The organism is Glaciihabitans tibetensis (genome assembly GCF_003003265.1).
Classification (GTDB): domain Bacteria; phylum Actinomycetota; class Actinomycetes; order Actinomycetales; family Microbacteriaceae; genus Glaciihabitans; species Glaciihabitans tibetensis.
Window position 1 is genome coordinate 258,976 of sequence record NZ_PVTL01000006.1, and the last position, 25,416, is coordinate 284,391.

Sequence of the window (25,416 nt, forward strand, 5' to 3'; positions counted from 1 at the left end):
GGGTGCCGACGCTTTAGGCGGCGGCTTCGGCTTTGATGGTCTCGACGGCTTCGTTGAAGCCGCCGCTGGTCAGTGAGGACCCAGCCACACGGTCGACATCGAGGTCGTCGATGTTCTCGCCGACCACCACATCGGCGATGCCCTCGGCGAAGTCGGACTGGTAGCGCACCGAGTTGCCGCTGGTGGCGTTCGGCGTGACGGTGACCGCGGTGACGGTGTCTCCCTCGAGCGTGAGCTCAACGGAGATGCTCTCCGATCCGCCGGGGGAGGTGTACTCGCCCTCGGCGCTGTATGTGCCGTCGGCGTAGCTGCCGGCCTCGGTATCGGTGCCATCGTCGGAACCTGAGTCGGTGCCGGCGTCTGTCGAGGTGTCGGAGCCGGTCGAGCTCTCCGCGGGCGCGCTCGAGGAACTCGAGTCATCCGCGCCGGAGCCGGTGTCGGTGGAGGCGGTGCTGTCGTCGGCGGCGCAGCCCGCGAGGCTCCCGATGAGCGAGAGGCCAGCGAGGGCACCAAAGGTATAACGCGTGCGAAGGGAGATTGGCATGGAAATCCTCTGTTTGTTGTTGCCGATTTTAGTTGTCGGTACAAGAAATAAGGAAACACCCCTTTGCTATGGAAATGCCTAGAGTCCGCTGCCTTTCCGTCCTGCTGGCCCTACGACCGGCCGTGCACTACGATGCGGGATACGCCGAGCCCTTCAGGAGTCTGGCGAGGTGTGCGGCGTTGGACGCGAGTGATTTTGTAGCGGATGCCACGGCCTCGGGTGTCTCGTCGAGGTCGTTGTAGTCCGTTCCCTGCATCGCTTCGCCGTTCCAGTAGGTTCCCCCCTGCGACGGGATCGTGAACCCCACGTCGTTGAGCGACTGGTACAGCACGGCGGTGATGTGGTGCGCGCCGTCTTCGTTGCCGACCACTCCGACAACGGCGACTTTGTCGTACAGGTCAGGGCGGCCCGCGGCATCCATCTCGGACAATTCGGCGTCAAGCCGCTCGAGAACCCGGTGGGCAACGCTGGAGGCCTGGCCCATCCAGGTCGGGGTGCAGACCACGAGGATGTCGGCGGCGAGCACTTGGTCGCGCAGCGTCGGCCACTGGTCGCCGTTGCCCATGTCGGTCTCAACGCCCGGCGCAACGTTGTAGTCGACAACGCGCACGCTCGAACCGGTGACGCCATGGCCGGCGAGCTCCGCGAGGATCTGGGATGCCATCAGCTCACTGCTCGACGGCGCGGGGGAGGGCTTGAGGGAACAGACGAGTGCGAGCGCGCTCAGCGGGGTGGTGCCGGACGAGGTAACTGAAGAGTTTTCCATGGCGGCATTCTGTCGCCGGTTCCTGAGAATCCTGCTGGCCTGCGCACTGGCGCCGCGCGCGAACCGAGGGCGAGTAACCCCGGCACCAGCGCTGCGCGGCAACCGAGTGCGAGCCCCCCGGCACTAGCGTTGCGCGCGAACCGAGGGCGAGACACCCCGGTGCTACCGCTGCGCGATGCGGCGGCCGTCGGCCCAGACCTCGTCCACTTCCCACGCCGAGTTCAGCAGCACCGCGTCGGCGACGAAACCGGGGGCGAGGAGCCCGTGGCGGTGTTCAATTCCCAGCACCTTCGCCGGCGTCAGGGTGAGCGCGGCGACAGCATCGACGGCCGGGATGTGTGCCCGCGTGATCGCCACGCGGAGGGCGCGGTCCTGGGTGAGGGTGGACCCGGCGATGGTGGTGGTGCCGCGGAGCAGCGCGGTGCCGTCGCGGACGGCAACGTTGAGCGAGCCCAGCCGGTAGTCGCCATCGGTCGAGCCCGCGGCGGCCATCGCGTCGGTGACCAACGCGACCCGGCCGGGCGCGGAGCGAAAGGTGAGCGCGGCAACATCGGGGTGCACGTGCTCTCCGTCGAGGATCAGCTCGAGGCTGACCCGGGCGTCCTCGAACGCGGCGACGACCGGACCGGGAGCGCGGTGGTGGATGCCCGACATCGCGTTGAACGCGTGGGTGAGCAGGCGGGCGCCGCGGTCGAACGCCTCCTGCGCGATCGCGAAGTCGGCGTAGCTGTGTCCGATCGCCACCACAACGCCGGCCTCGACGAGGACGTCGATCGACTCCATCGCGCCCACCAGCTCCGGCGCGATGGTGATCTGGCGCAGGGTGCCGCGCGCGGAGTTCAGCAGTTCCTCGAGCAGGGCGGGGTCGGGCTCGAGCAAAAACTGGGCGTTGTGCGCGCCGCGGCGACCGACCGCCATAAACGGGCCCTCGAGGTGGGCGCCGAGCACGAGCGGATCCGACCGCGCGAGATCCGCGATCGCCGCGAGGCTGGCGCGCAGCTCCGCAGGGGGGTTCGCGACCAGGCTGACGACGCTGCGGGTTGTGCCGTGCGCCCGGTGGGTGGCGAGCGCCCGCACGAGATGCTCGCCGCCATCGTCGAAGGCGAAGCCGCCACCGCCGTGGCCGTGCAGGTCGAGGAATCCCGGGACCAGTCGCCGCCCCGCGACATCCACCTGAAAATCAGCGGGCGGATGCTGCGGGCCCGACCCGACCGAGATGATCGAGTTGCCCTCCACGAGCATCCAGAAGTCGTCGACCTGCCCGTGCGCATCGAGCTTGCGGGCACGGGAGAAAAGAGTAGTCATGGCCTGGTCTCCTGCTTCGTTGCGAGGTGAACGGGGTGCTCGGTGCTCTGCTGCGAGCCCTACTCAGCGCGAGCCCTACTGAGCGCGAGCCCTACTTAAAGATGATGGTGCGTGCGCGGTCGAGAAGCACCCGGTCTTCGGCAAACCACTTCACGGCCTGGGTGAGCGTGCGGGACTCCTCGTCCTGCCCGATGGCCACGAGCTCCGCCGGGGTGCGCGAGTGGTCGACCCGCACCACATTCTGCTCGATGATCGGACCCTCGTCGAGGTCGCTCGTGACGAAGTGCGCCGTCGCGCCGATCAGCTTCACGCCGCGGGCGTGGGCCTGCTTGTACGGGCTTGCTCCCTTGAAGCCGGGGAGGAAGGAGTGGTGGATGTTGATGATCCGACCGCTGAGCGCCGCACAGAACTCCGGCGACAGGATCTGCATGTAGCGGGCGAGAACCACCAGCTCGATGTCGTTCTCCTCCACGACCTGCAGCACGCGGGCCTCGAATGCCGCTTTTTCTTCTGCGGATGTCACGGGGCGCGACTCAAACGGAACCCCGTAGAACTCGGCAAGCCCAGCCAGATCGGGATGGTTGGCGAGCACAAGCGGGATCTCGACGGACAGCTGCCCCGCACGCTGGCGGAAGAGCATGTCGTTGAGGCAGTGGCCGGCCTTCGACACCAGCACGAGCGTGCGCAGCGGGCGACCCACCACGTCCAGCCGCCAGGTCATCTCGTAGCGCTGCGTGATCGGCTCGAGGGCGGCGCTGAACTCCTCCTGGGAGATCGCGGCCTCGACCTGCAGGCGCATAAAGAAGGTTCCGGTGTCATCGCTCGAGAACTGTTGCGACTCGGTGATGTTGCCGTTGGCCCCCACAATCGCACCGCTGATGGCATGCACGATGCCCGGGCGGTCTTCGCAGACGAGGGTCAGGATCCAGTGGGTCGAAAGCTCAGTCACGACACAAGAGTATTGCCCCGGGGTACGCTGGATGTGACGCCGCAGCTGACCGCCGCGTCCCGCGGGCGGCGAACGCACCACAGCAATCTGGAACGGAATGCCTCGTTATGGGCGCCCCCACCTCAAAGACAGCTCCTGCATCCACGTCTGAATACGCCTTCCCCTGGGCCCCACTGCTGATCCTCGCGTCCGCGATCTTCGTCGCCGTCACCAGCGAGTTTGTGCCCGTCGGACTGCTCCCGGATCTCGCCGAAACCTTCGATGTGTCGGAGTCGCAGGTCGGGCTGCTGGTCACGATCTTCGCCGGGTCGGTCGTTGTCTCCGCGGCGCCGCTGACGGCGCTCACCCGCAACGTTCCGCGCAAGAAGCTTGTGATCGCGGTGCTCGTGGTCTTCGCCATAGGCAACCTGCTCGCCGCTCTCGCGCCCACCTACACGGTGCTGGTCATCGCGCGCGTCATCGGCGGCGTCGCCCACGGCCTGTTCTGGTCGATCGTGGGCGCCTACACGGGGTACCTCGTTCCCAAGCATCACCTCGGACGCGCCGTGGCGATCACCAGCGGTGGTGGCAGCGCCGCGTTTGTGCTCGGCGTGCCGCTCGGCACCGCGCTGGGGCAGGCCCTCGGCTGGCGCCTCACCTTCGCGGTCATCGCCGCCGTCATCGCGGTGATCCTGGTGCTGGTGCTGAAGTTTTTGCCCGCAATCAGCCACCGGGTCGAGCTGAAGACGGGCGAGATCGCCGTGCCGATGCGCAAGGACCGTTCGGTGGTCGGAGTGGTGCTGCTCTGCGTGATCGTGCTCATCACCATGAACGCTCACTACGTCTTCTATACCTACATCTCGCCGTACTTGACGGGCGTGGCCGGTTTCGACGAGACATCCATCGCCCCGCTCCTGTTCTTGTTTGGAGGCGCGGGCGCGATCGGTCTCGTGATCTCCGGTTTCGTGAGCGACAAGTACCCGCGGGCAGGCCTCGCGGTCGCGTTCACCGTGGTCGCCGCCTGCGTGCTGGTCATCGCCGTGTGGCACAGCAACACCGCGATCGTGCTCGTGGCAATCGTGATCTGGGCGATCGCGTTCGGTGGAGCCCCGGCGATGATGCAGACCCGGCTGCTGCACACCGCGTCGCCCCGCATTCGTGACGCCGCTTCGGCCTGGTACACGACCGCGTTCAACGCTGCGATCGGCGCGGGTGCCCTGATCGGCGGCGGCCTGCTCGACAGGTACGGCCTCGAAATTCTTCCCTATGTGGATGTCGCGCTGCTCCTCATCGGAATCGTCGTGCTTCTCGTCTCCAACGTGATCGTGCGGCGCAGGTCTCTGCCGCGTGACGTGTCGCTGTCGACCGGGTCGATCTCGACGATCGGTTCGCCGTAGCGGAGTCGGTTCTGCGGCTACAGCGGGCCAGGTCCCTCGCGACCAGCACATCGGTTGATGCTGCACGGTCGCGACCAGCGCGCCGGTTGATGCTGCACGCTCGCGACCCACAAACCCGCGTTCGGCTGGTAGTCTGCAACGGTCGCAACTGGCGTTGAGATGGGCAACCATCGGGGAGCGACTGACACTCGAATTGGCCGTACGCCTGGGCCGATCGGATAGCAGTACGCCGTGACCGCGGCGCAAATGAGTCCAGAGATTGTCATAGGGAGCGCCATGTCTTCGTCCTTCACATCCCCCCTCTCCGAGGTTGACCCGGAGATCGCCGCCATCCTCGACAGCGAACTCGGCCGCCAGCGCGGCACCCTCGAGATGATCGCAAGCGAGAACTTCGTTCCCCGCGCCGTGCTCGAGGCCCAGGGTTCCGTGCTCACCAACAAGTACGCCGAGGGCTACCCCGGCCGTCGCTACTACGGCGGCTGCGAGTTCGTCGACGTCGCCGAGACTCTCGCGCTCAGCCGGGCGAAAGCTCTGTTCGGGGCGGCTTACGCCAACGTGCAACCTCACTCCGGGGCATCCGCCAACGCCGCCGTCCTCGCTGCAATTGCGCAGCCCGGCGACAAGATCCTCGGCCTGGAGCTCGCCCACGGTGGCCACCTCACCCACGGCATGAAGCTCAACTTCTCCGGCAAGCTCTACGAGGCGCACGCCTACGGTGTTGACCCGACGACGTTCCGCATCGACATGGACGCCGTGCGCGCCAAGGCCCTCGAGGTGCGCCCGCAGGTGCTCATCGCCGGGTGGTCCGCGTACTCCCGCCAGCTCGACTTCGAGGCCTTCCGCGCCATCGCCGACGAGGTAGGCGCCAAGCTCTGGGTGGACATGGCCCACTTCGCCGGTCTGGTCGCCGCGGGACTGCACCCGAACCCGGTGCCGTTCGCGGACGTGACATCCAGCACCGTGCACAAGACCATCGGCGGACCGCGCTCGGGATTCATCCTGACCAACGACCTCGAGCTGCAGAAGAAGATCAACTCGAACGTATTCCCCGGCCAGCAGGGCGGACCGCTCATGCACGTCATCGCGGCCAAGGCCACCGCGTTCAAGCTCGCGGGTGAGCCCGAGTTCAAGGACCGCCAGGAGCGCACCATCCGCGGAGCCCAGATTCTCGCCGAGCGCCTCACCGCTCCGGACGCCGTCTCCGCGGGCATCGACGTTCTCACCGGAGGCACCGATGTGCACCTGGTGCTTGTCGACCTGCGTAACTCTGCGATCCACGGTAAGGACGCGGAGGACATCCTGCACGAGGCGGGCATCACCGTGAACCGTAACTCGGTGCCGTTCGACCCGCGCCCGCCGCTCACCCCGTCGGGCGTGCGCATCGGTACCCCGGCGCTGGCGACCCGCGGCTTCGGCGACGAAGAGTTCACCGAGGTCGCCGACATCATCGCGACCGCGCTGAAGCCGGCTCCGGATGTTGCGGCGCTGCGAGCACGCGTGCTCACCCTCACTGACGGATTCCCGCTGTACCCGGGACTCGTCAGCCCCGGCACCTGGTCGTAGCGCGGACTGCTGCCGCCGCAGAAACCTGGCTCCACCCCTCGCCCAACCCTCGCGGCACCGGAAAACGTGTCGCGGAGGGGGACATTTCCACCGCCGCGAGCAGGTATCCGGTGCCGCGAGCTCGCCGCGGCAGATGTACCCCCGCCGCGGCAGAAACCAATCGCTTCCGGATGCTGCGCTGCTGGCCGCGGTAGAAACCAGTCGCTTCCCGAGGCGCGGGCGGCCCACCGCGGTAGATACTTACTCGATGCGGTAGAAACAACTGCCGCATCGAGAAGGTATCTACCGCGCCGACATCGCGGGGCGACAGTATCTACCGCGCCGACATCGCGGGGCGACAGCAACTACCGCGCCGAGCAGCTAACTACGACATTCCACACCCGAAGACTCGGAGAATCCGAATGACTGCAACACTCCTCGACGGCGTCGCCACCGCGACCGCGGTGAAGTCCGAACTGGCCGAACGCATCACGGCGCTGAAGGCGCGCGGCATCACGCCGGGGCTCGGCACCCTGCTGGTCGGCAGTGACCCGGGCTCCCTCTCCTACGTGGCAGGCAAGCACCGCGACTGCGCTGAGGTCGGCATCGAATCGATCCGGGTCGACCTGCCGGCTACCGCGACCGCCGGCGAGGTGCGCGCGGCCATCGCCGGCCTCAACGAGAACCCCGCCGTGACGGGGTACATCATTCAGTTGCCCCTCCCTGCGGGCCTGGATGAGAACGCGATGCTCGAGCTGATGGACCCCGCCAAGGACGCCGATGGCCTGCACCCGACCAACCTCGGCCGACTGGTGCTCGGCGTCGGTGGCCCGCTGGACTCGCCGCTTCCCTGCACCCCGGCCGGAATCGTCGAGATGTTGCAGCGCTACCACGTGTCGATCCCGGGCAAGCGCGTGGTCGTCATCGGTCGCGGCCTTACCGTCGGTCGCCCGCTCGGCTTGCTGCTCACCCGCAAGGGTCTCGACGCCACCGTCACCCTCACCCACTCGCGGTCGCTCGACCTGGAGTCGCACGTGCGCGAGGCGGACATCGTCGTCGCCGCCGTCGGTGTGGCCGGCCTGGTGAAGCCCGAGTGGGTCAAGCCCGGGGCAGCGGTACTCGACGTCGGCATCACGCGGGTCGTCAACTCCGAGACGGGCAAGGCACGTCTGGTTGGCGACGTTGATCCTGATGTGCGGGATGTCGCGGGCTACCTGTCACCCGTCCCCGGCGGTGTCGGCCCGATGACAAGGGCGATGCTGCTGAAGAACGTGGTCGAGGCAGCCGAGCGGCTCTAGTCGAGGAGGGTCGAGGCAGCCGAGCGGCTCCAGCTCATAAGGGGTGTACTGCTGGTACCTCCACAAGCGGTACCTCGCGCGTGCGTGAGATCAGTCGTTGAATGTTAATCGTCAAGCGACTCGAATTTCTCACCGCGGGCTTCGGCCCGCAGAATGGACGATCACGTGCCCAAGAACATCGGATACGCCGCCACCGACGCCAAGACTCCGCTCGCTCCATTTCCTTTCGACCGTCGTGAAGTCGGGGCCGAGGATGTCCGGATCGACATCAAATTTTGCGGAATCTGTCACTCCGACATCCACCAGGCTCGTGACGAGTGGGGCAATGCGCTGGCCACAAACTACCCCTGCATGCCCGGGCATGAGATCGCCGGGATCGTCGCGGATGTAGGCGACAAGGTGACCACCTTCGCGGTCGGCGACCGTGTCGGCGTCGGCTGCATGATCTACTGGGGCTCCGATGACCAGCGCGGGGGCACCGACGAGCAGTACCAGAACCCGCCGGCCGTCTTCACCTACAACTCACCCGACGCCGAGACCGGTGAGGTCACGTTCGGTGGCTACTCGGACGAGATCGTGGTGAACCAGCACTTCGTGCTGAACATCCCGGACTCGATTCCGCTCGAAAAGGCAGCGCCGCTCCTGTGTGCCGGCGTCACCACCTGGTCGCCCTTGAAGCACTGGAACATCGGACCCGGCTCCGTTGTGGCTGTTGCCGGCATTGGCGGCCTCGGCCACCTCGCGGTTCAGCTCGCGAAGGCCCTCGGTGCCACGGTGACAGCGCTCACCACCACGGAGGAGAAGACCGACGAGATCCTGGCCCTCGGCGCAGACGAGGTCGTCGTGATGAGCAACGAGGATGCTGTGAAGGCCCATGCAGCCACCTTCGACCTGGTGCTCTCAACGATCCCGACCGCGTTCGACATGAACCCGTACCTCGCGCTGGTGAAGCACGACGGCGCGTTTGTCACGGTCGGAATGCTCGAGCCATCGGAACCCATCGACTTCGCTTTGGTGACCTTGATGCGTATCACGCTGGCCGGGTCGGCGATCGGCAGCATTGCCGAGACGCAGGAGGTGCTCGACTTCTGCGCGGCGAACGGCATCGCCTCTGACATCGAGCTCGTTGCCGCTGACCAGATCAACGCGGCCTTCGAGAAGGTCATCGCCAACGACGCGCGCTTCCGCTACGTCATCGACAACTCGACCCTGCCCGCTGCCGTCTAAAAACCGCCGCCTGGCAGCGCGGCCTGGCAGCGCCGTCTGCCACCGCGTATCAGGGTGCTACCGGTCGTCGAACCCGACATCCAGCGCGAAAGCGACGAGCAACGCGGTAGCGGCAGACCTACGGGGACGAGCGCCAGCGACTCCCGCCATCGCTACAGGATCTTCGCTGCGGCGAGCAGCGCGAGCGTGATCGTGATGACGAGTGCGGCGATGCTGATGATGAGCGCGGCGATGACCAGGCCGCGCCCGGGGCCGCCGGAGGTCGTGTGGCGGAACGCCCGGATCGTGAAACCGAGCGCGAGAATCCCGAAAGGCACGCAGAGCAACGGAATCGTGCAGCACACCAACGCGATGACCGCCCAGATGAACGCGGCGGTGCGTCCGGGCGCGGTCGCCGCGGCGGGAACTGACGCACGCGCAGCGGCGGTGGCAGGTGCAGCTCCGCTGCGGGCTTTGGGGCGACGGGGAGTAGGTGCGGCCATGCGCCAAGGCTAGCGCGAGCCAGCTACTCCACCAGCGCGCGAGCCGTGCCCTCGTCGATGACAAGGTCGGTGATGAGACCCGCGGCCAACGCTCCGCGCACGGCGTCCAGTTTGGAGATGCCCGAACTCACACACACCCGGCGCGCGACCTGGCGGAGGGTGGCGAAGTCCGGTCCGGTGGCGCGGGCGTTAAGCGGGATGCCGTCGTGCGAACCATCGGCGCGGAGGAAGATCGTCGCCACATCTCCCACCACCGAGGCATCCCGCAGTGATTGGAAGTCCGTATCGTCGAGGTACCCGGTCGTGTACACGTGGCTGGGGACGTCTGCGTAGGGGCTTCCGATGCCGAACAGCGCGACATCCATTCGGCCCTGAATTTCAAGGACGCGCCGGGTGGAGCGCTCCCGCCAGAACGCCTCTTTGGTTGCCGGATCGTCGAAGAATGCCGGCACGGGGAAGTGCTGCACGAAGGCGCCGTACGCGTTGCCGAAGCGCTGCAGGATCTCGCTCGCGTAGACGATTCCGGTGGTGCGGGTGTTCGCGGCGCCATTGAGCTGAACGATCTGCGCATTGTGGGTCGTTTTGCTGACGAGGTGACGGCTGACGGCGCTCATCGTGGAGCCCCAGGCGACCCCCATCGTCATATTTGAGTCGAAGAACGAGCCGAGAATACGTGCAGCGGACAGGGCCACCCGCTCGAGCCGGTCCACCTCGCTGGCGTGGTCGGGCACCGGCACAATGTGCGGGGCGACACCGTAGCGGTCACGCAAATCGTTCTGCACGCGGGAGATTTGGTCGAGCGGCGACTTGATCTGGATTTCGACCAGGCCGGTGGCGCGGGCGAAACTGAGCAGGCGGGACACCGACGAGCGGGAAACATGCAGCTCGCGGGCGATCGCATCCATTGTCAGGTCCTGCATGTAGTAGAGGTGTGCCGCGCGCAGCGCCTCCTGCGTTTTGTCGTCCCCCTGCCCTGAGCCCGAGCCCCGGCCTGTGCCGTGACCTCCGCCCTGACCTGTGCCATGGGCGGCAATCGGGCTCGACCCGGGTCCCTCTAGTGACGCTGACATGGCGACTCCCTGCACGTTTGTGCAACTGTCTTGATCGAATGTGTTGCACGGATGACACTTAACTCACCACACCTGACGCCCGCGCGCAATGTAGCCGCGCCGCAGGTGCAACGATGCACCAACTACTCACCTTGAAGAGGCGGAAATACCATGGGCTCCCAGTCCAAGAATGAAGGACACACTCGCACGGATGTGGCGGCCATCTCCGCGCGCCCCACAGCCGAGGTCCTGATCATTGGCGGCGGTATCAACGGCATCGCAACGTTCCGCGATCTGGCGCTGCAGGGTGTCGACGTTGTGCTGGTCGAGCGCGGCGATTACGTCTCGGGCGCATCATCCGCCTCATCCCACATGATCCACGGAGGTGTTCGCTACCTCGAGAACGGCGAGCTGCGCCTGGTGCGCGAGTCGGTGCAGGAGCGCAATGGCCTGCTCAAGACCGCGCCGCACTACGTCAAGCCGCTGAAGACGACCATTCCGATCTTCTCGACTGTTTCGGGCGTGCTCAACGCGCCGATCCGTCTGCTCAGCCACAAGCAGCGTTCCACCAAGGAGCGCGGCGCTGCGCTCATCAAGATCGGCCTGACCCTCTACGACTCCTTCAGCCGCGACGGTGGATCGGTGCCCCGCCACGAGTTCCGCGGACGCAAGGCGTCGCTGGCCCAGCTTCCCGCGCTCAACCCGGACATCAAGTTCACCGCGACCTACTACGACGCGTCGATGCACGACCCGGAGCGCCTCGCCCTCGACGTGCTTCGCGACGGCCAGAACGCCGGTGCACACGCCGCCGGTGCACACGCCGCAGACAAGAACGCCGCCGGCAACCGCGCCCGCAGCGCGAACTACCTCGAAGCCGTAGCTCTCACCGCCGAAGGCGTGCGCGTACGCGACCGCGTCACGGGCAACGAATTCACCATCGCGTCCGACGTGGTCGTCAACACGTCAGGACCGTGGACGGATGTCACCAACGGCGCCCTCGGGATGCCGACCACCTTCATGGGCGGCACCAAGGGCTCGCACATCGTGCTCGACCACCCCGATCTCTACAACGAGCTCGCGGGCCGGGAGCTGTTCTTCGAGAACAACGACGGCCGGATCGTGCTCATCTACCCGCTCAAGGGTCGCGTTATGGTCGGCACCACCGACATCGAGGCCGACGTCAACGAGGTGAGCGTCTGCACCGAAGACGAGGTCGACTACTTCTTCGACCTCGTGAAGCACGTCTTCCCCGCGTTCACCCTAAACCGCTCGCAGATCGTCTTCCGCTTCGCCGGCATCCGCCCGCTCCCGCAGCACGACGACGAGGCCCCGGGCTTTGTATCCCGCGACTACCGCATCGAACGCGCTCCGATCTTCGCCCGCCCCGGAGCAACCCTGATCAGCCTCGTCGGCGGCAAGTGGACCACGTTCCGCGCGCTCGCCGAGCACCTCGGCAACGAGATCCTCGGCCTGCTCGGAAAGCCCCGAACGGTCAGCACCGAGGGACTCGCGATCGGCGGCGGCGTGGGCTTCCCGACCACGGAAGACACCCTGCGGGTCTGGCTCGCGAGCAATGGAGACCTCATCGGCACGTGCCGCGCCGAGGCGCTGCTGAACCGCTACGGCACCCGTGCCTCCGACGTCATCGACTACATCACCGAGCACGGCGACGTGATGCTCGACTCCACGAGCGAGTACACCCGCACCGAGTTGCAGTTCCTCGTTGCCGACGAGTCGGTTGTGCATCTGGACGACGTCTTCCTGCGCCGCACCAGCCTCGCCTTCACGGGTTCGATCACCCCTGCCGTTCTTGAAGAGGTGGCGGATGTCGTCGCCGCCGGCCTCGGCTGGGACGACGCACACCGTGCTGAAGAAGTGAGCCGGGTGCGCACGCTCCTCGCCGACGTGCACGGGGTAGTCATCCCCGCTGCGGCGCAGACGCGCGCGACCGCGACCGCGAGCTGAGGCGTGTGACCGCGAACTGACACGGCTACACCGTCGTATCAGTTCCCACGGGCGTAGTGCGCGGCGCTCCGGCTAAACCTCCGTCGTGTATACCGGAGGTTGCCCGTAGATCGCGGCGGCAGCTGCCCCGCGGTTGGCCTTGCGGATGCGGTTGCTCCGTCGGATCAGCAGGATCCCGGGGATCGCGAAGACCGCCAGGAAGATGAATGCGGCAATGGCCTGGCCGAAGATGTACGGGTCTGCTCGAATGATCGCGAGCAGTCCGAGCGAGAGGAACCGGATACTCGGAAACAGCGCGATGAAGCACAGGATTATGCCGAAAACCAGCGGAGTCGTTCCCGTCGAGCGTGTCTTGAGTGGCGCGGACGGCGCTGCTGGCGCGGGCGGCGGAGTGGGTGGCAAAGTCGTCATGGTCGAGCTTAGCGACGAGTGTTGTTCAAAAACGGCTGCCGCGAAGTCTGGTGAGACTTCGCGGCAGCCGTTTGTTGTGGCAGGTGCGGCGTGCGGTTACGAGCTGCGTGCGGTTAGTTGCTGCGCCGCACCCTGCGCGAGCGCGTGATCACCGCTGCAACCAGACCCGCGACAAGCAGGCCAAGCCCGGCGAGCAGGACTCCGGCGGAGTCCGTGCCGGTTGTCGGGAGGGCGGAGATACCCGCCGAACCGGCCGTCGACACCGATCCGGACCCAGCTCCAGCTCCCGAGCCAACCGCGCCCGTTCCGGTCCCCGTGCCCGGCGCTCCCGTGCCTGGCGTGCCCGAACCGGGCGTGCCGTCACCGGGAGCATCGACCACGACCGCGCGGACAGTGCCCGCCACCGGCACGTGCAGCGCGCTGGTGTCGGTCGTCACTCGCGCGGCCGTGGAAGTGGAGGAGGGCGTGATGGTTACCGACGCGCGGTACGCACCGACCGTGGCAGCGCTGGTCTCGTCGAGGGATACCGTGCCGACCCGGGCCGTGGCGCCGGGAGCAATAACCACCGAGGACACGACATCCCGCAGCCTGAATCCGGCGCCAACCGTGACCGCGACGGTGCCACTGAAGGTTGCCGTGCCCGTGTTGGTGACCGTGAGGGGAGTGGCGACCGACGGGGCGTTGACTTCGATCTCGCCGAGAACTAGAGCGCCGTCGGCGTCCGCTCCGGTCACCGCGAGGGTTGCGCTCGCGGTGCTGTCCGGTGCAAACGTCGACATTCCCGGAAGCGCGACGCCCTCAAAGTCGAACAGGGCCTGGTTCTCCCACGCATTGCCCGATGCGGGGTCTGCGGGGTCCCAGCCGTTGCCTTCAACCGAGGTCCACGCCGGTTCCCAGTAGACGACGCCGAGCCCGCGGCCACCCGCGGCCGAAGCCACAACGTCCTGTACGGCCCGCACGTTCGCGGCTTGTCCCTCGGGTGTCGCCGGGTAGCCGGTCACGAGCATCGCCGGGTCGCGGACGACGTTCTCCCAGGCGGAGGATGGCGCGGTGGCGTCGTCCTCGAGGGTGAACGGGTACGACGTCTCCACCACGAGCACGTCGCGGTCGTAGCGGTCAGACAGAGTCGAGACGGCGTTCTGCAGGTCGGCGAGCGACCCGTGCCAGTACCCGTAGTAGGACAGGCCGATCACGTCGAACGGCACGTTGCGCGCCGTGGCCTCGTCGTACCACCAGGTGAGGCCGCCGATCCCGTTGTTGATGTTGGTGAGGTGCAGAATGATCTCCGCGGTGGGCGTCACGTCGCGGACGGCGTTTGCACCAGCGGTCAGGAAAGCCGCGAGGTTGTCCCACTGCGCACCCGACACGGTGTCGGTCGGGTCGACGTCCCAGGTCTGGCCGAGCGGCCAGAGCATTCCGGGGTTGATCTCGTTGCCGACCTGCACCGACGCGGGGATGACCCCGGCCGCGACGATCGCCGTGAGCACCTCGTGGGTGTGCTCGTAGACCTTGTCCGCGACAGCGGCGGCATCCAGGCCAACCCACGCGGCAGGCATTCCCTGCGCTCCCGGGTCTGTCCAGCGGTCGGAGTAGTGGAAGTCAACGAGAACGCCCATGCCCGCGGCATCCGCTCTCACGGCCGTATCGACCACCTGCGGAATCATGTTGTAGCCATCCGCCGGATTGACCCACACCTTCAGGCGCACGAGGTTGGCGCCGGCATCGGCAATGATCTCGACGGGGTCGCCGGGCGTGCCGTCGGCGGTGCGGTATTCGGCGCCGAACGCTTCGTTCTTGTTGACTCCCGAGAGGTCGGCCCCGCGGATGTCCCTGTCCACAGTGCCCTGCTCGAGAGTCACGGCATCGATACTGGCCCACGCGCCCGCGGCCCCGGTTGTCGTGAGGCCGATCGTGCACTCGCCCCCCGAGACGTAGCCGCTGACCGCAAGCTCGAGCCAGGCGTCATCCGTTTCTGTAGAGGGAAGCACTGTCTCTCCATCTACACCACAGCCTGTGAGGGACAGGGCGGATGCCGCGAGGGCTCCGCCCGCTTTCACGTGCGCGCGCACGGTCCACCAGCCCTCACTGAGTCCGGAGACCCGCTGAGTGGCGGCGGCGGATCCGTCGGAGGCGAGCCACTGGCTCAGGCGCGAGTTCGACGCGTAGCCGCTTGACTCGATGGTTACACCCGCGGTGGTCGTCCAGCCGTCCAGGCCGGATTCGAAGCCGGCGTTGGTGATGGTCGGCGCGGTCGCCGGCGGTGTGGGCGCCGCGGCGGCGGCACTGGCGCTGAGGCTCGGGCCGAGCCCCGCGCCACTGCCCACGACGAGCGCGAGAATCGCCACGCCGGCACCCAGGGCGCTGGCGCGCAGGGTGCCGACACGCAGCGCACGGGTTTGTGGCCCCCTCGCTTCCCGTCGTCGACCGGAATTGTGGTTGTGCTGCATATCGTCCTCCTTGACGTGGGTGGGTGATTCGGTTGTGCTGGTCGTGCTCGTGCTGGCCGTGATGGTGCTGGCCGTGCTCGTTGTGCTGCCGCCCCCTAGGGGAGGCGGCCCGAGGCCGAAGCCTCAGCTGGTGGCGGAGGTGAGCACGACGCTCACGCCCCGGGCGGGTACTTCGGCTGCGGACGCGGCGCCCGTGAGCAGGTCGATTCCCTGCACGGGGGCCGCGATCGGCTGCTCGCTGTGGTTGATCAGGAACGTGTACGTCTCTGACTCGGTGCGTCGCGTCGTGATCTCGAGGCCCTCGGGAAGCAGTTCGGACACGATCCCGGCGTCTGCGAGCACATCGCTCACAAAACGACCGAGGTCGTCGTTCTCCAGCTTGGTCGAGGTGTACCAGGCAGACCCAGATCCATGCGCATTGCGCGTGATCGCCGGGATACCGGCGCCTGGACCGCTGGTGAAGCTGGCGACGGCTTCCGCGCCGTCGAGCGCGAGGTCTTCGCTCCAGGCGGAGCCGATCATGCCGTTGTCGAGCGTGACCGTCTCGTTCTCGTGAAGCGGCAGGAATTCCTCGACCGCGATACCGAGCGTCGAGCGCAGGGCGCCCGGGAAGGCGCCCGCGTAGACGGTGTCGGTCTCGTCGACGATTCCGGAGAAGAACGACGTCGCCAGGTGCCCGCCGCCGCGAACGTAGGAATCGAGGTTCGCAGCGGAATCCCGATCGACGAGGTAGAGCGCCGGGGCGAAGACCACGTCGTAGCCGCTGAGGTCGTCACGGGGGTGGGCGAAGTCGACGCTCACGCCGCGCAGGTACAGCTGCGTGTAGAAGGCCTCGATGCGCTCGCGGTGGCCGAGCTCCATGCTCGGGCGCCACTCGAGGTCCTGGGCCCAGAACGATTCGATGTCCCAGAGGATGGCGACGCGGGAGGTCACGCGGGATCCGCGCACCGCGGCCAGCCGCTGCAGGTCGGCGCCCAGCTGCACGACCTCGCGCCAGACCCGGCTGGAGGTGCCGGCGTGGGGGAGCATCGCCGAGTGGAACTTCTCGGCACCGTAGCGGGAGGCGCGGAACTGGAAGAACATGATCGCATCGGCGCCGCGACCCATGTGGGACAGGCTGTTGCGCGCCATTTCGCCCGGACGCTTGGCGATGTTGCGGGGCTGCCAGTTGACGGCCGAGGTCGAGTGCTCGAGCAGCATCCACGGCTTGCCCTTCGCGAGCGAGCGGGTGAAGTCGGCGTCCATGGCGAGGTGGATGTGGTTGTCGAGGCGCTCCGCGACCAGGTAGTGGTCGTTTGCGACGACATCCACCTCTTTGGCCCACTTCCAGTAATCGACGGACGGGCAGTTGGTGGCCATGAAGTTGGTGGTGACCGCGAGGTCGGGGGTGAAGCGGCGGATCGCGTCGCGCTCGGCGACGAAGCAGGCCAGCAGCGCGTCTGAGGTGAAGCGCTGGAAGTCGAGCCGGTGGGTCGGGTTGGTGATGCTCGCCGAGGTGCGCGGAGCATCGATCTCGTCCCACTGCCCGTAACGCTGGCCCCAGAAGGTGGTGCCCCAGGCCTCGTTCACGGCGTCGAGGGAGCCATAGCGGTCGGCAAGCCACGCGCGGAACGCCGTAACGGAGGCGTCGTCATAGGAATCGCTGATCGGGGCGCCGTATTCGTTGTGCACGTGCCACATCGCCAGAGCGGGGTGGCTTGCGTAGCGCTCCGCCAGCTTCTCAACCAGGGCGACCGACGCGCGCCGGTACTCGGGCGAGGACGGGCTGACCATTCCGCGCGATCCGAATGCGAGCGGCAGTCCGTCGCGGGTCACCGGACGCGACTGCGGGTACTTCTTCCAGAACCAGGCCGGGGGAGCGGCGGTCGGCGTGCCGAGGTCGACGTCGATGCCGGCGTCGGCGAGCAGGCTGAAGATGTCATCGAGGAACGAGAAGTCGTAGACGCCCTCGCTCGGCTCGAGTAGCACCCAGGAGAAGATGCCGATGCTGACGAGGTTGATGCCCGCATCTTTCATGAGCGCGATGTCTTCGATCCACACCTCGCGCGGCCACTGCTCGGGGTTGTAATCCCCGCCGTATCGGATGTCGGCGGTGCCCCGGGGCCAGTCGCGAACGGGAGCCGGTGAGGGAGCGGGGAATAGGGCTGAGGATGGGGCGGCGGATGTCTCGGGGGCCAGGCCCGGCAGTGCATCCGCTTTCGGGGTCGTACCCACGGTCGTGCTCGCGTCGGCTGCGGTCGTTGTAGTCGGCATGTAGATACGATCTCCCTTTACTGTGTGCGGTCACAGTTCTATCACAGCTTAGTTGAACTGTCTCTAACGGGTATCCCTTCGTTTGACAGCGAGCAGATGATGTGAGTAACTGGAACCGCTCACAGGTACCCCGGCTAATCTTCATGATCGACGGTGGAACCTCTACAACGCCGTTAAGCAGCAGCTTTCGACAAGGAGGACGAAATGCACCGAATTTTTCGCTCAAGCGCCATCGCGGCCGTAGCCGCCGCCGCGCTTCTCACCACGGGTTGCTCTGCGGGATCCGGCGGTGACTCCGGTCCCGTTGAGCTGAGCTACTGGGCCTGGGCCCCGAACCTCGAGCAGGTCGTCGAGATCTGGAACGAGCAGAACCCCGACATCCAGGTGACGGTCAACAAGCAGGACGGTGGCGACCCCGCCATCACCAAGCTGCTCACAGCGATCAAAGCCGGAAGCGGCGCCCCGGACATGATCCAGGCCGAGTACCAGAAGATCGCGACACTCGTCGGGTCGGACGCGCTCGCGGACCTCTCGGATCAGGGTGCGGGCGACCTCGAAGACGTCTTCTCCGAGGGCGACTGGGACCAGGTCACCCTTGGCGGCGACGCGATCTACGCGATCCCGCAGGACACCGCTCCCATGATGTTCTTTTACCGCGCCGACATTCTCGACTCGCTCGGCCTGACCGCCCCCACGACGTGGGAAGAGTACGCGGAGCTCGCTCGCGCTGTTCACACGGCAAACCCCGACCAGCTCCTCGGCACCTTCTCCGCGAACGACGCGGGTTGGTTCACCGGCCTTGCACAGCAGGCTGACGCCGAGTGGTGGGGAATCGACGGCGAGGCCTGGACGGTTGGCGTCGACGAAGAGCCCACTCAGAAGGTCGCCGAGTACTGGGGCGGACTCGTCGAGGAGGGTGTCATCGGCAACCAGCCCATGTACACGCCCGAGTGGAACGCCGGCCTGAACGATGGCTCGCAGGTCGGATGGCTCAGTGCCGTCTGGGCTCCGGGAGTTCTGAGCGGTAACGCACCGGACACGGCTGGCCTCTGGGAGGCAGCACCGATGCCGCAGTGGGATGCCGACGAACCGGCCACCGGAAACTGGGGTGGCTCGACCACGGCAGTGACCACGCAGTCCGAGCACCCGGAAGAAGCCATGGAGTTCATCACCTGGCTGAACACCGACCCCGAGGCCGTCACCGCCCTCGCCGATGTTTCCGGTGTGTACCCGGCAGCGCAGGAGGCTGCAGCCGAGGCCCTCACCACCGCGCCGGAGTTCTTCTCCAACCAGACCGACTTCTACGACGTCGTCGCCGAAGTTGCGGAGACCGCGAATCCCTTCACCTACGGACCCAACGTGAACGTCGCCTACAGCGCGTACAACGACGAGTTCGCCAAGGCCGCGGACGCCAAGACGCAGGCTGCGTTCATCGAAGCGGTCACGCAGATGCAGAAGATTACGATTGACGACCTGAAGAGCGCTGGCTTCACCGTCAAGGAGTAGTTCGCCCCGCGGCATCCCGCATCACCAGCACGACAGCACGACAAGCACGACAAGCACGACCAGCACGACCAGCACGACCAGCACGACCCTGAATGAGTACGACCCTGAATGAGTACGACCCTGAGGGGAACACCCATGGTGTTCCCCTCAGGCACCCCCGTTAGGAAAGGACACCCAGTGGCCACGACCACCAGGATCGAAGGCGATGCGGCTCCGCCCCGCGATCGGTCTGCCGCTTCTCCCCGCAAGCGCCTGAATGGGTCGCGCTGGACACGCATTGGTATCCCCTACGCGATGCTTGCGCCGGCGATCATCCTTTTCGCCGCGTTTATGGCAGCGCCGATTCTCTACACCCTCTACCTCAGCTTCCAGAAGAAGCAGGTCGTCGGTCTTGGTCTCGGCTCGGGTGGCAGCAGCCAGGTCTTCGCCGGCTGGGAGAACTACGCCGCCGCGTTCGGTGACCCGGAGTTCGGCGCGAGCGTTGGACGCGTGTTTCTCTATGGGCTCGTCCTGGTGCCGTGCATGCTCGGGCTCGCACTGTTGTTCGCCCTGCTGCTGGACTCGCCGCGCACCCGCGCCGCCGGCTTCACGCGGGTCGCGATCTTTATGCCCTATGCCGTTCCCGCGGTCATCAGCTCGCTGCTCTGGGGTTTCCTCTACCTTCCGGCCGTCAGCCCGTTCTATTACATCTTCGACAAGCTTGGCTGGGACGCACCCCAGGTGCTCTCGTCGAACCTGATCCTGTTCGGCATTGCGAACATTGCTCTCTGGGGCGGTGTCGGCTTCAACATGATCGTCATCTACACCTCGCTGAAGGCCGTACCGCAGGACATTTACGAGGCCGCCAGACTGGACGGTGCATCCGAAATCCAGATGGCTCTGCGCATCAAGATCCCGATCATCGCGCCCTCGATCGTGATGACCGCGCTCTTCTCGATGGTCGCCACGCTTCAGGTCTTCGCCGAACCGACCACCCTGCGCCCGCTCACCAACACCCTCTCCACCAGCTGGACACCGCTGATGAAGGTCTACCGTGACGCGTTCACTCGTGACGACATTTACTCTGCCGCCGCGACATCCATCATCATCGCCCTTGCCACGTTCGCGCTCTCGTTCCTGTTCCTCAAGATCGTTCAGCGCCGCGCATTCGGACAGGAAGACTGACCGCCATGTCACGTTCCGCTCTCGAAGCCCCGTCGTCCGACCCGACGATCGCCGCGTCTGCCTCCGCCCCCGCGCCGACACCGACCTCGCGATCTCTGCTCGGGCGGCCGAAGGCCAGCCCGCTGTCGACGACGATTCTGATCCTCGGCGCGGTGTACTGCCTGTTCCCCGTGCTGTGGGTTGTCATGGCCGCCAGCAAGGACGGCGGCGAGCTCTTCTCCACGTTCACGCTCGCACCGAGCGGCAACTTCTTCAACAACATCGTCGAGCTGTCGCAGTACCGTGGCGGGCTCTACTGGCGCTGGATGCTGAACACCGCCCTGTACGCGGGCGTCGGCGCTCTGGCCTCCACCTGGGTCTCCGCCATCGCCGGTTACGTGCTGGCGAAGTTCACCTTCCCCGGCAAGAGCACGGTCTTCACCGTGCTGCTGATGGGTGTTCTGGTACCCGGCGTGATCCTCGCGATCCCGCAGTACTTCCTGATGGCGCAGATCGGACTGACCAACACGTACTGGTCAGTGCTCCTGCCGCAGATCATCAGCCCGTACGGCATCTACCTCTCGCGCATCTACGCGGCCGGTTCTGTTCCTACCGAGGTCATCGAGGCCGCCCGAACCGAGGGTGCGCGCGAGTTCTCGATCTTCAACCGCGTCGCGCTGCCGATGATGGGCCCGGGTCTCGTGACGATCTTCCTGTTCCAGTTCGTCGCAATCTGGAACAACTTCATGCTGCCCTACATCATGCTCGGCGACGACAAGCTGTTCCCCATCACCGTTGGGCTCAGCGGTCTCCTCAACCAGGGTGCCTCGGTTCCGTCGATGTACACCCTCGTGATCATGGGCGCATTGCTGTCGATCATCCCGCTCATCGCGATGTTCCTTCTGCTGCAACGCTTCTGGAAGGTCGACCTGGCCGCCGGAGCGGTGAAGGCGTAGTGGTCGCGCGCCGCGTCGGGCGCTGCGTCCCGCGCCGTGTCGGGCGCTGCGGGGGATGCCGTGTTGGATGCCGCGTCCCGCACCGCGGAGGAGGCCGTGTCGGATGCCGCGGCCATTCCAATAGGCTGTCGGCGTGACCCCGCCCCCCGCAAAGAAGCGCCCGACCATCGACGACGTGGCAAGGGTCGCGGGAGTCTCGCGGGGAACCGTCTCGCGGGTGCTCACCGGTGGACATTGGGTGAGTCCGGATGCCTCGGCGGCGGTGACTGCGGCAATCGCAGAAACCGGTTACCGAGTGAACCCGCACGCGCGGTCGCTGGCCACGAGCAAGGCCAACTCCGTCGCGTTTTTACTCACTGAGTCGTATGAGCGCCTGTTCGACGATCCGAACTTCGCGATCCTGTTACGCGGAGCCTCCACGGCGCTCGCGCAAAGCGACATCCCCCTGGTCCTCCTTATGGCAGGGAACGAGGCGGAACAGCGCAGGGCGACCGAGTTCATCACCGGTGGTCACGTTGACGGTGTGCTGCTGGTCTCCAGCCACCAGGGCAGGCAGGACTTTCTTCCCGAGATCTCACGGGCCGGGGTTCCCGCGATTTCCTGCGGTATTCCGCTCGGGTTCGAGCGCAAGATCGGATACGTCGCGGCGGACGACTTTTCTGGCGCCCAGGAGATGGTGCGCTACCTGCGCAGTATCGGGCGCACCCGCATTGGTACGGTCGCGGGACCGCAGGACACCTCCGGTGGCCTCTCGCGTTTGCGGGGCTACCGCGACGAACTCGGTGACGACGTGGTGGAAGACCGGATCGCGTACGGCGACTACGGGTTCGCCAGCGGTGAACGAGCGATGCACGAGCTACTCGAGCGCGCCCCCGACATCGACGCGGTGTTTGTCGGCAACGACCTGATGGCGCGCGGGGCAATCAAGGCGATCGAGTCGACCGGTCGGCGCGTGCCCGAAGATATCGCGGTTGGTGGTTTCGACGATTCACCGGCAGCCCTGGACGGAAGCCCCACCATAACGACGATGCGCCAGCCGTTCGAGCGCATCAGCCAGGAAATGGTGCGCCTGCTGCTTGCCGCCATCGCCGGCGAGGCCACGGCGGCGATGACGATCCCCACGCAGCTGGTACGGCGCGAGTCGGCGTAGGCTGCCCGACTGACCCCGCGCTGGGACGACTGCCCGCGCGTTGGGGCGAGTGCGCGAGCGTTGGGGCGCGTGCCCGCGCGTTGGGGCGACTGCCCGCGCGCCGGGGCGGACTGCCCCCGCGCTGGGGCGTACGCGCGCCTACGTGCCCGTGCGTCGCCGCTGGTAGCCTCTGCACATCTAGCCTCTGCGCACTTATCCGCTGCACAACGGAGGCCACTGGGTTTGCACTGGGGAGTAGAGCATGCGAATTCTCGATCGGGTCGCGGCGATGACGATGCTGCTGCTGGCGCTCGCGCTGACCGGCAGTGCTCTGGCTGGGTGCGCTGCGACTCCAGCCACCAGGTCTGACCGAAACCCGGATTCGCCTCCGCTGGCTGGCGCGGGCGTCGGTCCTGAGTCAGCGGCGATTGGCCTGGTGAACCTGTGGCGGGTTTCGGGGGCCGCCGGCGAAGGTGTCGACACGTGGTTGCGCTTGGATGTGCCGGAGTTTCAGCTGTGGAGCGACTGCGGTCTGGTTGTGGGGTCGTGGTTGACGACGGAGACCCTGTTTGTGGCAACCACCTCGGGGGCCAGCAGTGGATGTGCCAGTGGCGGTGGAATCCCGGGGGTCCCGTGGCTTGAATCGGTGGTGTCCTACAGCGCGTCGGGAGACGGCTGGCAGCTGAGCAATTCAGACGGCGAGGTGGTCGCAACCCTCACGCTTGACGGGGCGCCCGAACCAGACCCCAACGCTGCCGAGATTTATACCAAGCCCCCCGTAATTACGGACGCCGTGCGCGCAGCGATGCACCAGGCCGCAGCGGTGCCGCCTGGCCTCACCCCCGCTACAGGGGACGAGCTGATAGGGCGCTGGGTGCCGGTGGCCTACAGCGTTTCTACCGGTCCACACGTCGTTTTCAACGCGGACGGAACGTGGACCGGGTCGGATGGGTGCAACGGCGGTGGGGGCCGCTGGGTGGCTGATGATGCGGGAGCGTTCTTGGCGGCCGCGGGGCCGTCCACCCTGATGGGTTGTGAGGGTGCGCCGGTTCCGTACTGGGTGGCGCAGGCAAGATCAGCTGTGATCGACGACGGCTGGCTGCTGTTACTGGACGCGAGTGGCTCCGAGGTCGGGCGACTCGAGCGCGGGTAACGCTTCTTGAGCGCGGATAACGAGGCTCGAGGGCGCTGTTGCGGGTTGCTACCGGGCTAAAGGAGCCGCGGGTAAACCGGTTCGAGGGCGCTACCGCGGGTTAACGCTACCTAGGCGTAGGGCAGCCCAGCCCAGCTCCCGGCCTATCTGTTCATGCGGTTGGTGTTGCGGGTGGTGTAGCGGGCTTTGCCGAGGGCTTTCATGGCTTGGGTGGGGTCGAGGTAGCGGGGTGCGAGGAGGAAGGGTTTTCCGTTGACCATTTTTATGGTGAAGGGGGAGGTGTGGATTTGTCTGTGGTGTTCGGGGCAGAGGAGGACGGCGTTGTCGATGTTGGTTTTTCCGCCGTGGGACCAGGGGGTGACGTGGTGGACGTCGCAGTGGGTGGGGGGTTTGTGGCAGTCGCCCCAGGCGCAGCTTCCGTCGCGGATGGCGACGGCTTTGCGGATTGTTTTGCCGAAGAGGCGGCGTTTGTGGCCGAGGTAGAGCAGTTCGCCGTGGGTGCCGAGGATGGCGGTGCGGATGCCGCCGGTGCAGGCGAGTTGTTCGATGGTGGCGAGGGATACGGGTTCCTCGACTCCGTCGAGCCAGCCGACTCCGATGCCGGATTGGAGGTCGGCGGCGGTGACGACGGCGGTGACTTCGGCGAGGGAGCGGGTGCCGCCGAGGGTGTCTGCGGAGGCGCGGAGTCCTGCGCGGAGGTAGCCGGACATGGTGTCGGCGTGGCGTTGTTCGCGGGTGCGGAGGTCGGTGACTTTGGTGACTACCGCGGTGGTTTCCGGGTCGACGTCGCCGTCGGTGTGGGGGTGGGTGATGTTGGGGTTGGTGATGTCGAGTTGTCCGGTGTTGAGCAGTCGGGCGGTTTCGGTGGGGTCGGCGATGGTGATGCCGTTGTGGGTGAGGTGGAGGGCGTCGTCTTCGCAGTAGAACTTGGGGGTCGCGGCGGCGTCGGATTCGGCGAAGAGTGCTTTGAGCAGCGCGGTGTCTTCGCCGGTGGTGTCCCAGGTGTTGCGGGTGATGCCGTTTCGTTCGCGGCCTTGGCGAAATCCGCGGCGGGAGCGGATGTCGTCTTCGCGGGGTTCGGCGCCGTCGGGGTCGAGAGCTTCGCGCCATTGCCGGATGTGGATGGCGACGGTGTCGGGGGCGGTATCGGTGGCGGTGTCGACGAGGTGGGCTTCGGCAGCGCGGACGCTGTCTTGCCAGTGTTCCTCGGTGTCGGGGTCGCTTTCGTTGTGGTGTTTGCGGGCTTCGTCGAGGCCGGTGATGATGCGTGCGCTGGTGTCGATACTGAGGTGTCCGCTGTGGAGGGCGGCGCTGACGGCGGGGTAGGGGGCGGGGAGGGTGTCGCCGGTGAGGGTGAGGTGGGTGCGGGTCGCTGTGGCGACGCGGATGCGGCGGGTCGCTTCGCTGCTGCTGATCCGGGCGACGGATTCGATGAGGTGGTGGGCGCGGCGGTGGCCGTGTCGGGACGATAGCCCGGATGCGCCGGCGGTGTAGGGGGAGCGGTCGTCGATGACGGCTGCTGTGGAGATTTGCACGGACCCGACGAGCCGGGCTACGGCTTCGGTGCGCACCAGCACGCTGAGGACGGTGGCGTCGTTTTGGGCGGCGAGGCATTCGGTGCCGGTGGTGGCTGTGGCAAGTTCTGCTGCGCGGGCCAGGTCGCGGGTGATCTGGTCGAGTAGCTCGACCAGATCCCCCGACACGGCCGAATTCGCCCCATTGTCGATTTGGGGGACGCTCCCTGCCTCCGCCGACCCACCCGCGACCGACCCACCCGCGACCGACCCACCCGCGACCGGCTCGGTCGCGGTCGGTGGCAGCGCCCACGCCTCGACCGGCGGCTCGATCCGGACTCCGGGCACAGTCCAGTGCTCTACCGGGGCGGTGTGTTCGAAGGTGAGGGCCATACATCAAT

General features: G+C 66.7%; 20 protein-coding genes and 1 riboswitch. Of the genes, 10 read left to right on the top strand and 10 right to left on the bottom strand.

Features of this window, described 5'->3' with window-relative positions:
• Nucleotides 1-13 precede the first annotated feature (13 nt).
• The 4 genes from B0I08_RS12695 to purU all read right to left on the bottom strand — a co-directional run bounded on the left by B0I08_RS12695 (nucleotide 14) and on the right by purU (nucleotide 3,564).
• Nucleotides 14-544: an FMN-binding protein gene (locus tag B0I08_RS12695; RefSeq protein ID WP_106213385.1), complete on the bottom strand. Its 531-nt coding sequence runs from the start codon at nucleotides 542-544 to the stop codon at nucleotides 14-16.
• A gap of 127 nt (nucleotides 545-671) precedes the next feature.
• Complete coding sequence (locus tag B0I08_RS12700) at nucleotides 672-1,310, bottom strand: flavodoxin family protein (RefSeq protein ID WP_106213387.1); 639 nt, start codon at nucleotides 1,308-1,310, stop codon at nucleotides 672-674.
• Between the two features lie 162 nt (nucleotides 1,311-1,472).
• Nucleotides 1,473-2,615, bottom strand: a complete 1,143-nt coding sequence (gene nagA / locus B0I08_RS12705) for an N-acetylglucosamine-6-phosphate deacetylase (RefSeq protein ID WP_106213389.1) — start codon at nucleotides 2,613-2,615, stop codon at nucleotides 1,473-1,475.
• Between the two features lie 91 nt (nucleotides 2,616-2,706).
• Nucleotides 2,707-3,564, bottom strand: coding sequence for a formyltetrahydrofolate deformylase (purU, locus tag B0I08_RS12710; protein ID WP_106213391.1), 858 nt, complete (start codon nucleotides 3,562-3,564; stop codon nucleotides 2,707-2,709).
• A gap of 107 nt (nucleotides 3,565-3,671) precedes the next feature.
• Between purU and B0I08_RS12715 the strand changes: the two genes are divergently transcribed.
• From B0I08_RS12715 to B0I08_RS12730, 4 genes are all read left to right on the top strand, one after another.
• A complete protein-coding gene (locus B0I08_RS12715) occupies nucleotides 3,672-4,940 on the top strand; it encodes an MFS transporter (protein ID WP_106213393.1) in 1,269 nt (422 codons plus the stop codon).
• 134 nt (nucleotides 4,941-5,074) lie between these two features.
• A riboswitch (ZMP/ZTP riboswitch) is annotated at nucleotides 5,075-5,158 on the top strand.
• Between the two features lie 58 nt (nucleotides 5,159-5,216).
• Nucleotides 5,217-6,503, top strand: coding sequence for a serine hydroxymethyltransferase (gene glyA, locus B0I08_RS12720; RefSeq protein ID WP_106213395.1), 1,287 nt, complete (start codon nucleotides 5,217-5,219; stop codon nucleotides 6,501-6,503).
• Between the two features lie 401 nt (nucleotides 6,504-6,904).
• Nucleotides 6,905-7,780 (top strand): bifunctional methylenetetrahydrofolate dehydrogenase/methenyltetrahydrofolate cyclohydrolase, encoded by an 876-nt coding sequence (locus B0I08_RS12725; RefSeq protein ID WP_106213397.1) that lies wholly within the window; start codon nucleotides 6,905-6,907, stop codon nucleotides 7,778-7,780.
• Nucleotides 7,781-7,945: 165 nt separating this feature from the next.
• A complete protein-coding gene (locus tag B0I08_RS12730; RefSeq protein WP_245884789.1) occupies nucleotides 7,946-9,007 on the top strand; it encodes an NAD(P)-dependent alcohol dehydrogenase in 1,062 nt (353 codons plus the stop codon).
• 152 nt (nucleotides 9,008-9,159) lie between these two features.
• On the opposite strand, the gene B0I08_RS12735 is transcribed toward B0I08_RS12730, so the two are convergent.
• Both B0I08_RS12735 and B0I08_RS12740 read right to left on the bottom strand, forming a co-directional pair.
• The gene (locus tag B0I08_RS12735; protein WP_106213401.1) at nucleotides 9,160-9,489 is read right to left on the bottom strand and encodes a hypothetical protein; all 330 of its coding nucleotides are present in this window, start codon (nucleotides 9,487-9,489) and stop codon (nucleotides 9,160-9,162) included.
• Nucleotides 9,490-9,512: 23 nt separating this feature from the next.
• On the bottom strand, nucleotides 9,513-10,409 hold the full coding sequence (locus B0I08_RS12740; RefSeq protein WP_245884798.1) for a sugar-binding transcriptional regulator: 897 nt from the start codon (nucleotides 10,407-10,409) through the stop codon (nucleotides 9,513-9,515).
• Between the two features lie 300 nt (nucleotides 10,410-10,709).
• On the opposite strand from B0I08_RS12740, the gene B0I08_RS12745 reads away from it, so the two are divergent.
• The gene (locus tag B0I08_RS12745; RefSeq protein ID WP_106213405.1) at nucleotides 10,710-12,503 is read left to right on the top strand and encodes a glycerol-3-phosphate dehydrogenase/oxidase; all 1,794 of its coding nucleotides are present in this window, start codon (nucleotides 10,710-10,712) and stop codon (nucleotides 12,501-12,503) included.
• Between the two features lie 72 nt (nucleotides 12,504-12,575).
• On the opposite strand, the gene B0I08_RS12750 is transcribed toward B0I08_RS12745, so the two are convergent.
• The 3 genes from B0I08_RS12750 to B0I08_RS12760 all read right to left on the bottom strand — a co-directional run bounded on the left by B0I08_RS12750 (nucleotide 12,576) and on the right by B0I08_RS12760 (nucleotide 17,614).
• Complete coding sequence (locus tag B0I08_RS12750; protein ID WP_106213407.1) at nucleotides 12,576-12,914, bottom strand: hypothetical protein; 339 nt, start codon at nucleotides 12,912-12,914, stop codon at nucleotides 12,576-12,578.
• Nucleotides 12,915-13,027: 113 nt separating this feature from the next.
• A complete protein-coding gene (locus B0I08_RS12755) occupies nucleotides 13,028-15,361 on the bottom strand; it encodes a glycoside hydrolase family 53 protein (protein ID WP_146134412.1) in 2,334 nt (777 codons plus the stop codon).
• A 123-nt stretch (nucleotides 15,362-15,484) separates the two neighbouring features.
• Entirely contained in the window at nucleotides 15,485-17,614 is a 2,130-nt protein-coding gene (locus B0I08_RS12760; RefSeq protein WP_106213409.1) for a beta-galactosidase, read from the bottom strand.
• Nucleotides 17,615-17,818: 204 nt separating this feature from the next.
• Here B0I08_RS12760 and B0I08_RS12765 point away from each other — a divergent pair, with 204 nt between their 5' ends.
• From B0I08_RS12765 to B0I08_RS12785, 5 genes are all read left to right on the top strand, one after another.
• Nucleotides 17,819-19,120, top strand: a complete 1,302-nt coding sequence (locus tag B0I08_RS12765) for an ABC transporter substrate-binding protein (protein ID WP_106213411.1) — start codon at nucleotides 17,819-17,821, stop codon at nucleotides 19,118-19,120.
• A 294-nt stretch (nucleotides 19,121-19,414) separates the two neighbouring features.
• Nucleotides 19,415-20,284, top strand: coding sequence for a carbohydrate ABC transporter permease (locus tag B0I08_RS12770; RefSeq protein ID WP_245884799.1), 870 nt, complete (start codon nucleotides 19,415-19,417; stop codon nucleotides 20,282-20,284).
• 5 nt (nucleotides 20,285-20,289) lie between these two features.
• Nucleotides 20,290-21,219: a carbohydrate ABC transporter permease gene (locus B0I08_RS12775; protein ID WP_106213415.1), complete on the top strand. Its 930-nt coding sequence runs from the start codon at nucleotides 20,290-20,292 to the stop codon at nucleotides 21,217-21,219.
• Between the two features lie 133 nt (nucleotides 21,220-21,352).
• The gene (locus B0I08_RS12780; RefSeq protein ID WP_106213417.1) at nucleotides 21,353-22,369 is read left to right on the top strand and encodes a LacI family DNA-binding transcriptional regulator; all 1,017 of its coding nucleotides are present in this window, start codon (nucleotides 21,353-21,355) and stop codon (nucleotides 22,367-22,369) included.
• Nucleotides 22,370-22,610: 241 nt separating this feature from the next.
• Nucleotides 22,611-23,501 carry an META domain-containing protein gene (locus B0I08_RS12785; RefSeq protein WP_106213419.1) on the top strand — a complete coding sequence of 297 codons (891 nt, stop codon included), beginning with the start codon at nucleotides 22,611-22,613 and terminating at the stop codon, nucleotides 23,499-23,501.
• Nucleotides 23,502-23,644: 143 nt separating this feature from the next.
• On the opposite strand, the gene B0I08_RS12790 is transcribed toward B0I08_RS12785, so the two are convergent.
• Entirely contained in the window at nucleotides 23,645-25,408 is a 1,764-nt protein-coding gene (locus B0I08_RS12790; RefSeq protein ID WP_106213421.1) for an HNH endonuclease signature motif containing protein, read from the bottom strand.
• Nucleotides 25,409-25,416: the final 8 nt, after the last annotated feature.

Bases quoted from the DNA above. Each gene is read 5' to 3' on its own strand.
- B0I08_RS12755 (WP_146134412.1), bottom strand. From the start codon at position 15,361: ATGCAGCACAACCACAATTCCGGTCGACGACGGGAAGCGAGGGGGCCA.
- B0I08_RS12725 (WP_106213397.1), top strand. From the start codon at position 6,905: ATGACTGCAACACTCCTCGACGGCGTCGCCACCGCGACCGCGGTGAAG.
- B0I08_RS12785 (WP_106213419.1), top strand. From the start codon at position 22,611: ATGCGAATTCTCGATCGGGTCGCGGCGATGACGATGCTGCTGCTGGCG.
- B0I08_RS12750 (WP_106213407.1), bottom strand. From the start codon at position 12,914: ATGACGACTTTGCCACCCACTCCGCCGCCCGCGCCAGCAGCGCCGTCC.
- B0I08_RS12775 (WP_106213415.1), top strand. From the start codon at position 20,290: ATGTCACGTTCCGCTCTCGAAGCCCCGTCGTCCGACCCGACGATCGCC.
- nagA (WP_106213389.1), bottom strand. From the start codon at position 2,615: ATGACTACTCTTTTCTCCCGTGCCCGCAAGCTCGATGCGCACGGGCAG.
- B0I08_RS12745 (WP_106213405.1), top strand. From the start codon at position 10,710: ATGGGCTCCCAGTCCAAGAATGAAGGACACACTCGCACGGATGTGGCG.
- glyA (WP_106213395.1), top strand. From the start codon at position 5,217: ATGTCTTCGTCCTTCACATCCCCCCTCTCCGAGGTTGACCCGGAGATC.
- B0I08_RS12770 (WP_245884799.1), top strand. From the start codon at position 19,415: ATGCTTGCGCCGGCGATCATCCTTTTCGCCGCGTTTATGGCAGCGCCG.
- B0I08_RS12715 (WP_106213393.1), top strand. From the start codon at position 3,672: ATGGGCGCCCCCACCTCAAAGACAGCTCCTGCATCCACGTCTGAATAC.
- B0I08_RS12735 (WP_106213401.1), bottom strand. From the start codon at position 9,489: ATGGCCGCACCTACTCCCCGTCGCCCCAAAGCCCGCAGCGGAGCTGCA.
- B0I08_RS12760 (WP_106213409.1), bottom strand. From the start codon at position 17,614: ATGCCGACTACAACGACCGCAGCCGACGCGAGCACGACCGTGGGTACG.
- B0I08_RS12790 (WP_106213421.1), bottom strand. From the start codon at position 25,408: ATGGCCCTCACCTTCGAACACACCGCCCCGGTAGAGCACTGGACTGTG.
- B0I08_RS12740 (WP_245884798.1), bottom strand. From the start codon at position 10,409: ATGCAGGACCTGACAATGGATGCGATCGCCCGCGAGCTGCATGTTTCC.
- B0I08_RS12700 (WP_106213387.1), bottom strand. From the start codon at position 1,310: ATGGAAAACTCTTCAGTTACCTCGTCCGGCACCACCCCGCTGAGCGCG.
- B0I08_RS12695 (WP_106213385.1), bottom strand. From the start codon at position 544: ATGCCAATCTCCCTTCGCACGCGTTATACCTTTGGTGCCCTCGCTGGC.
- B0I08_RS12765 (WP_106213411.1), top strand. From the start codon at position 17,819: ATGCACCGAATTTTTCGCTCAAGCGCCATCGCGGCCGTAGCCGCCGCC.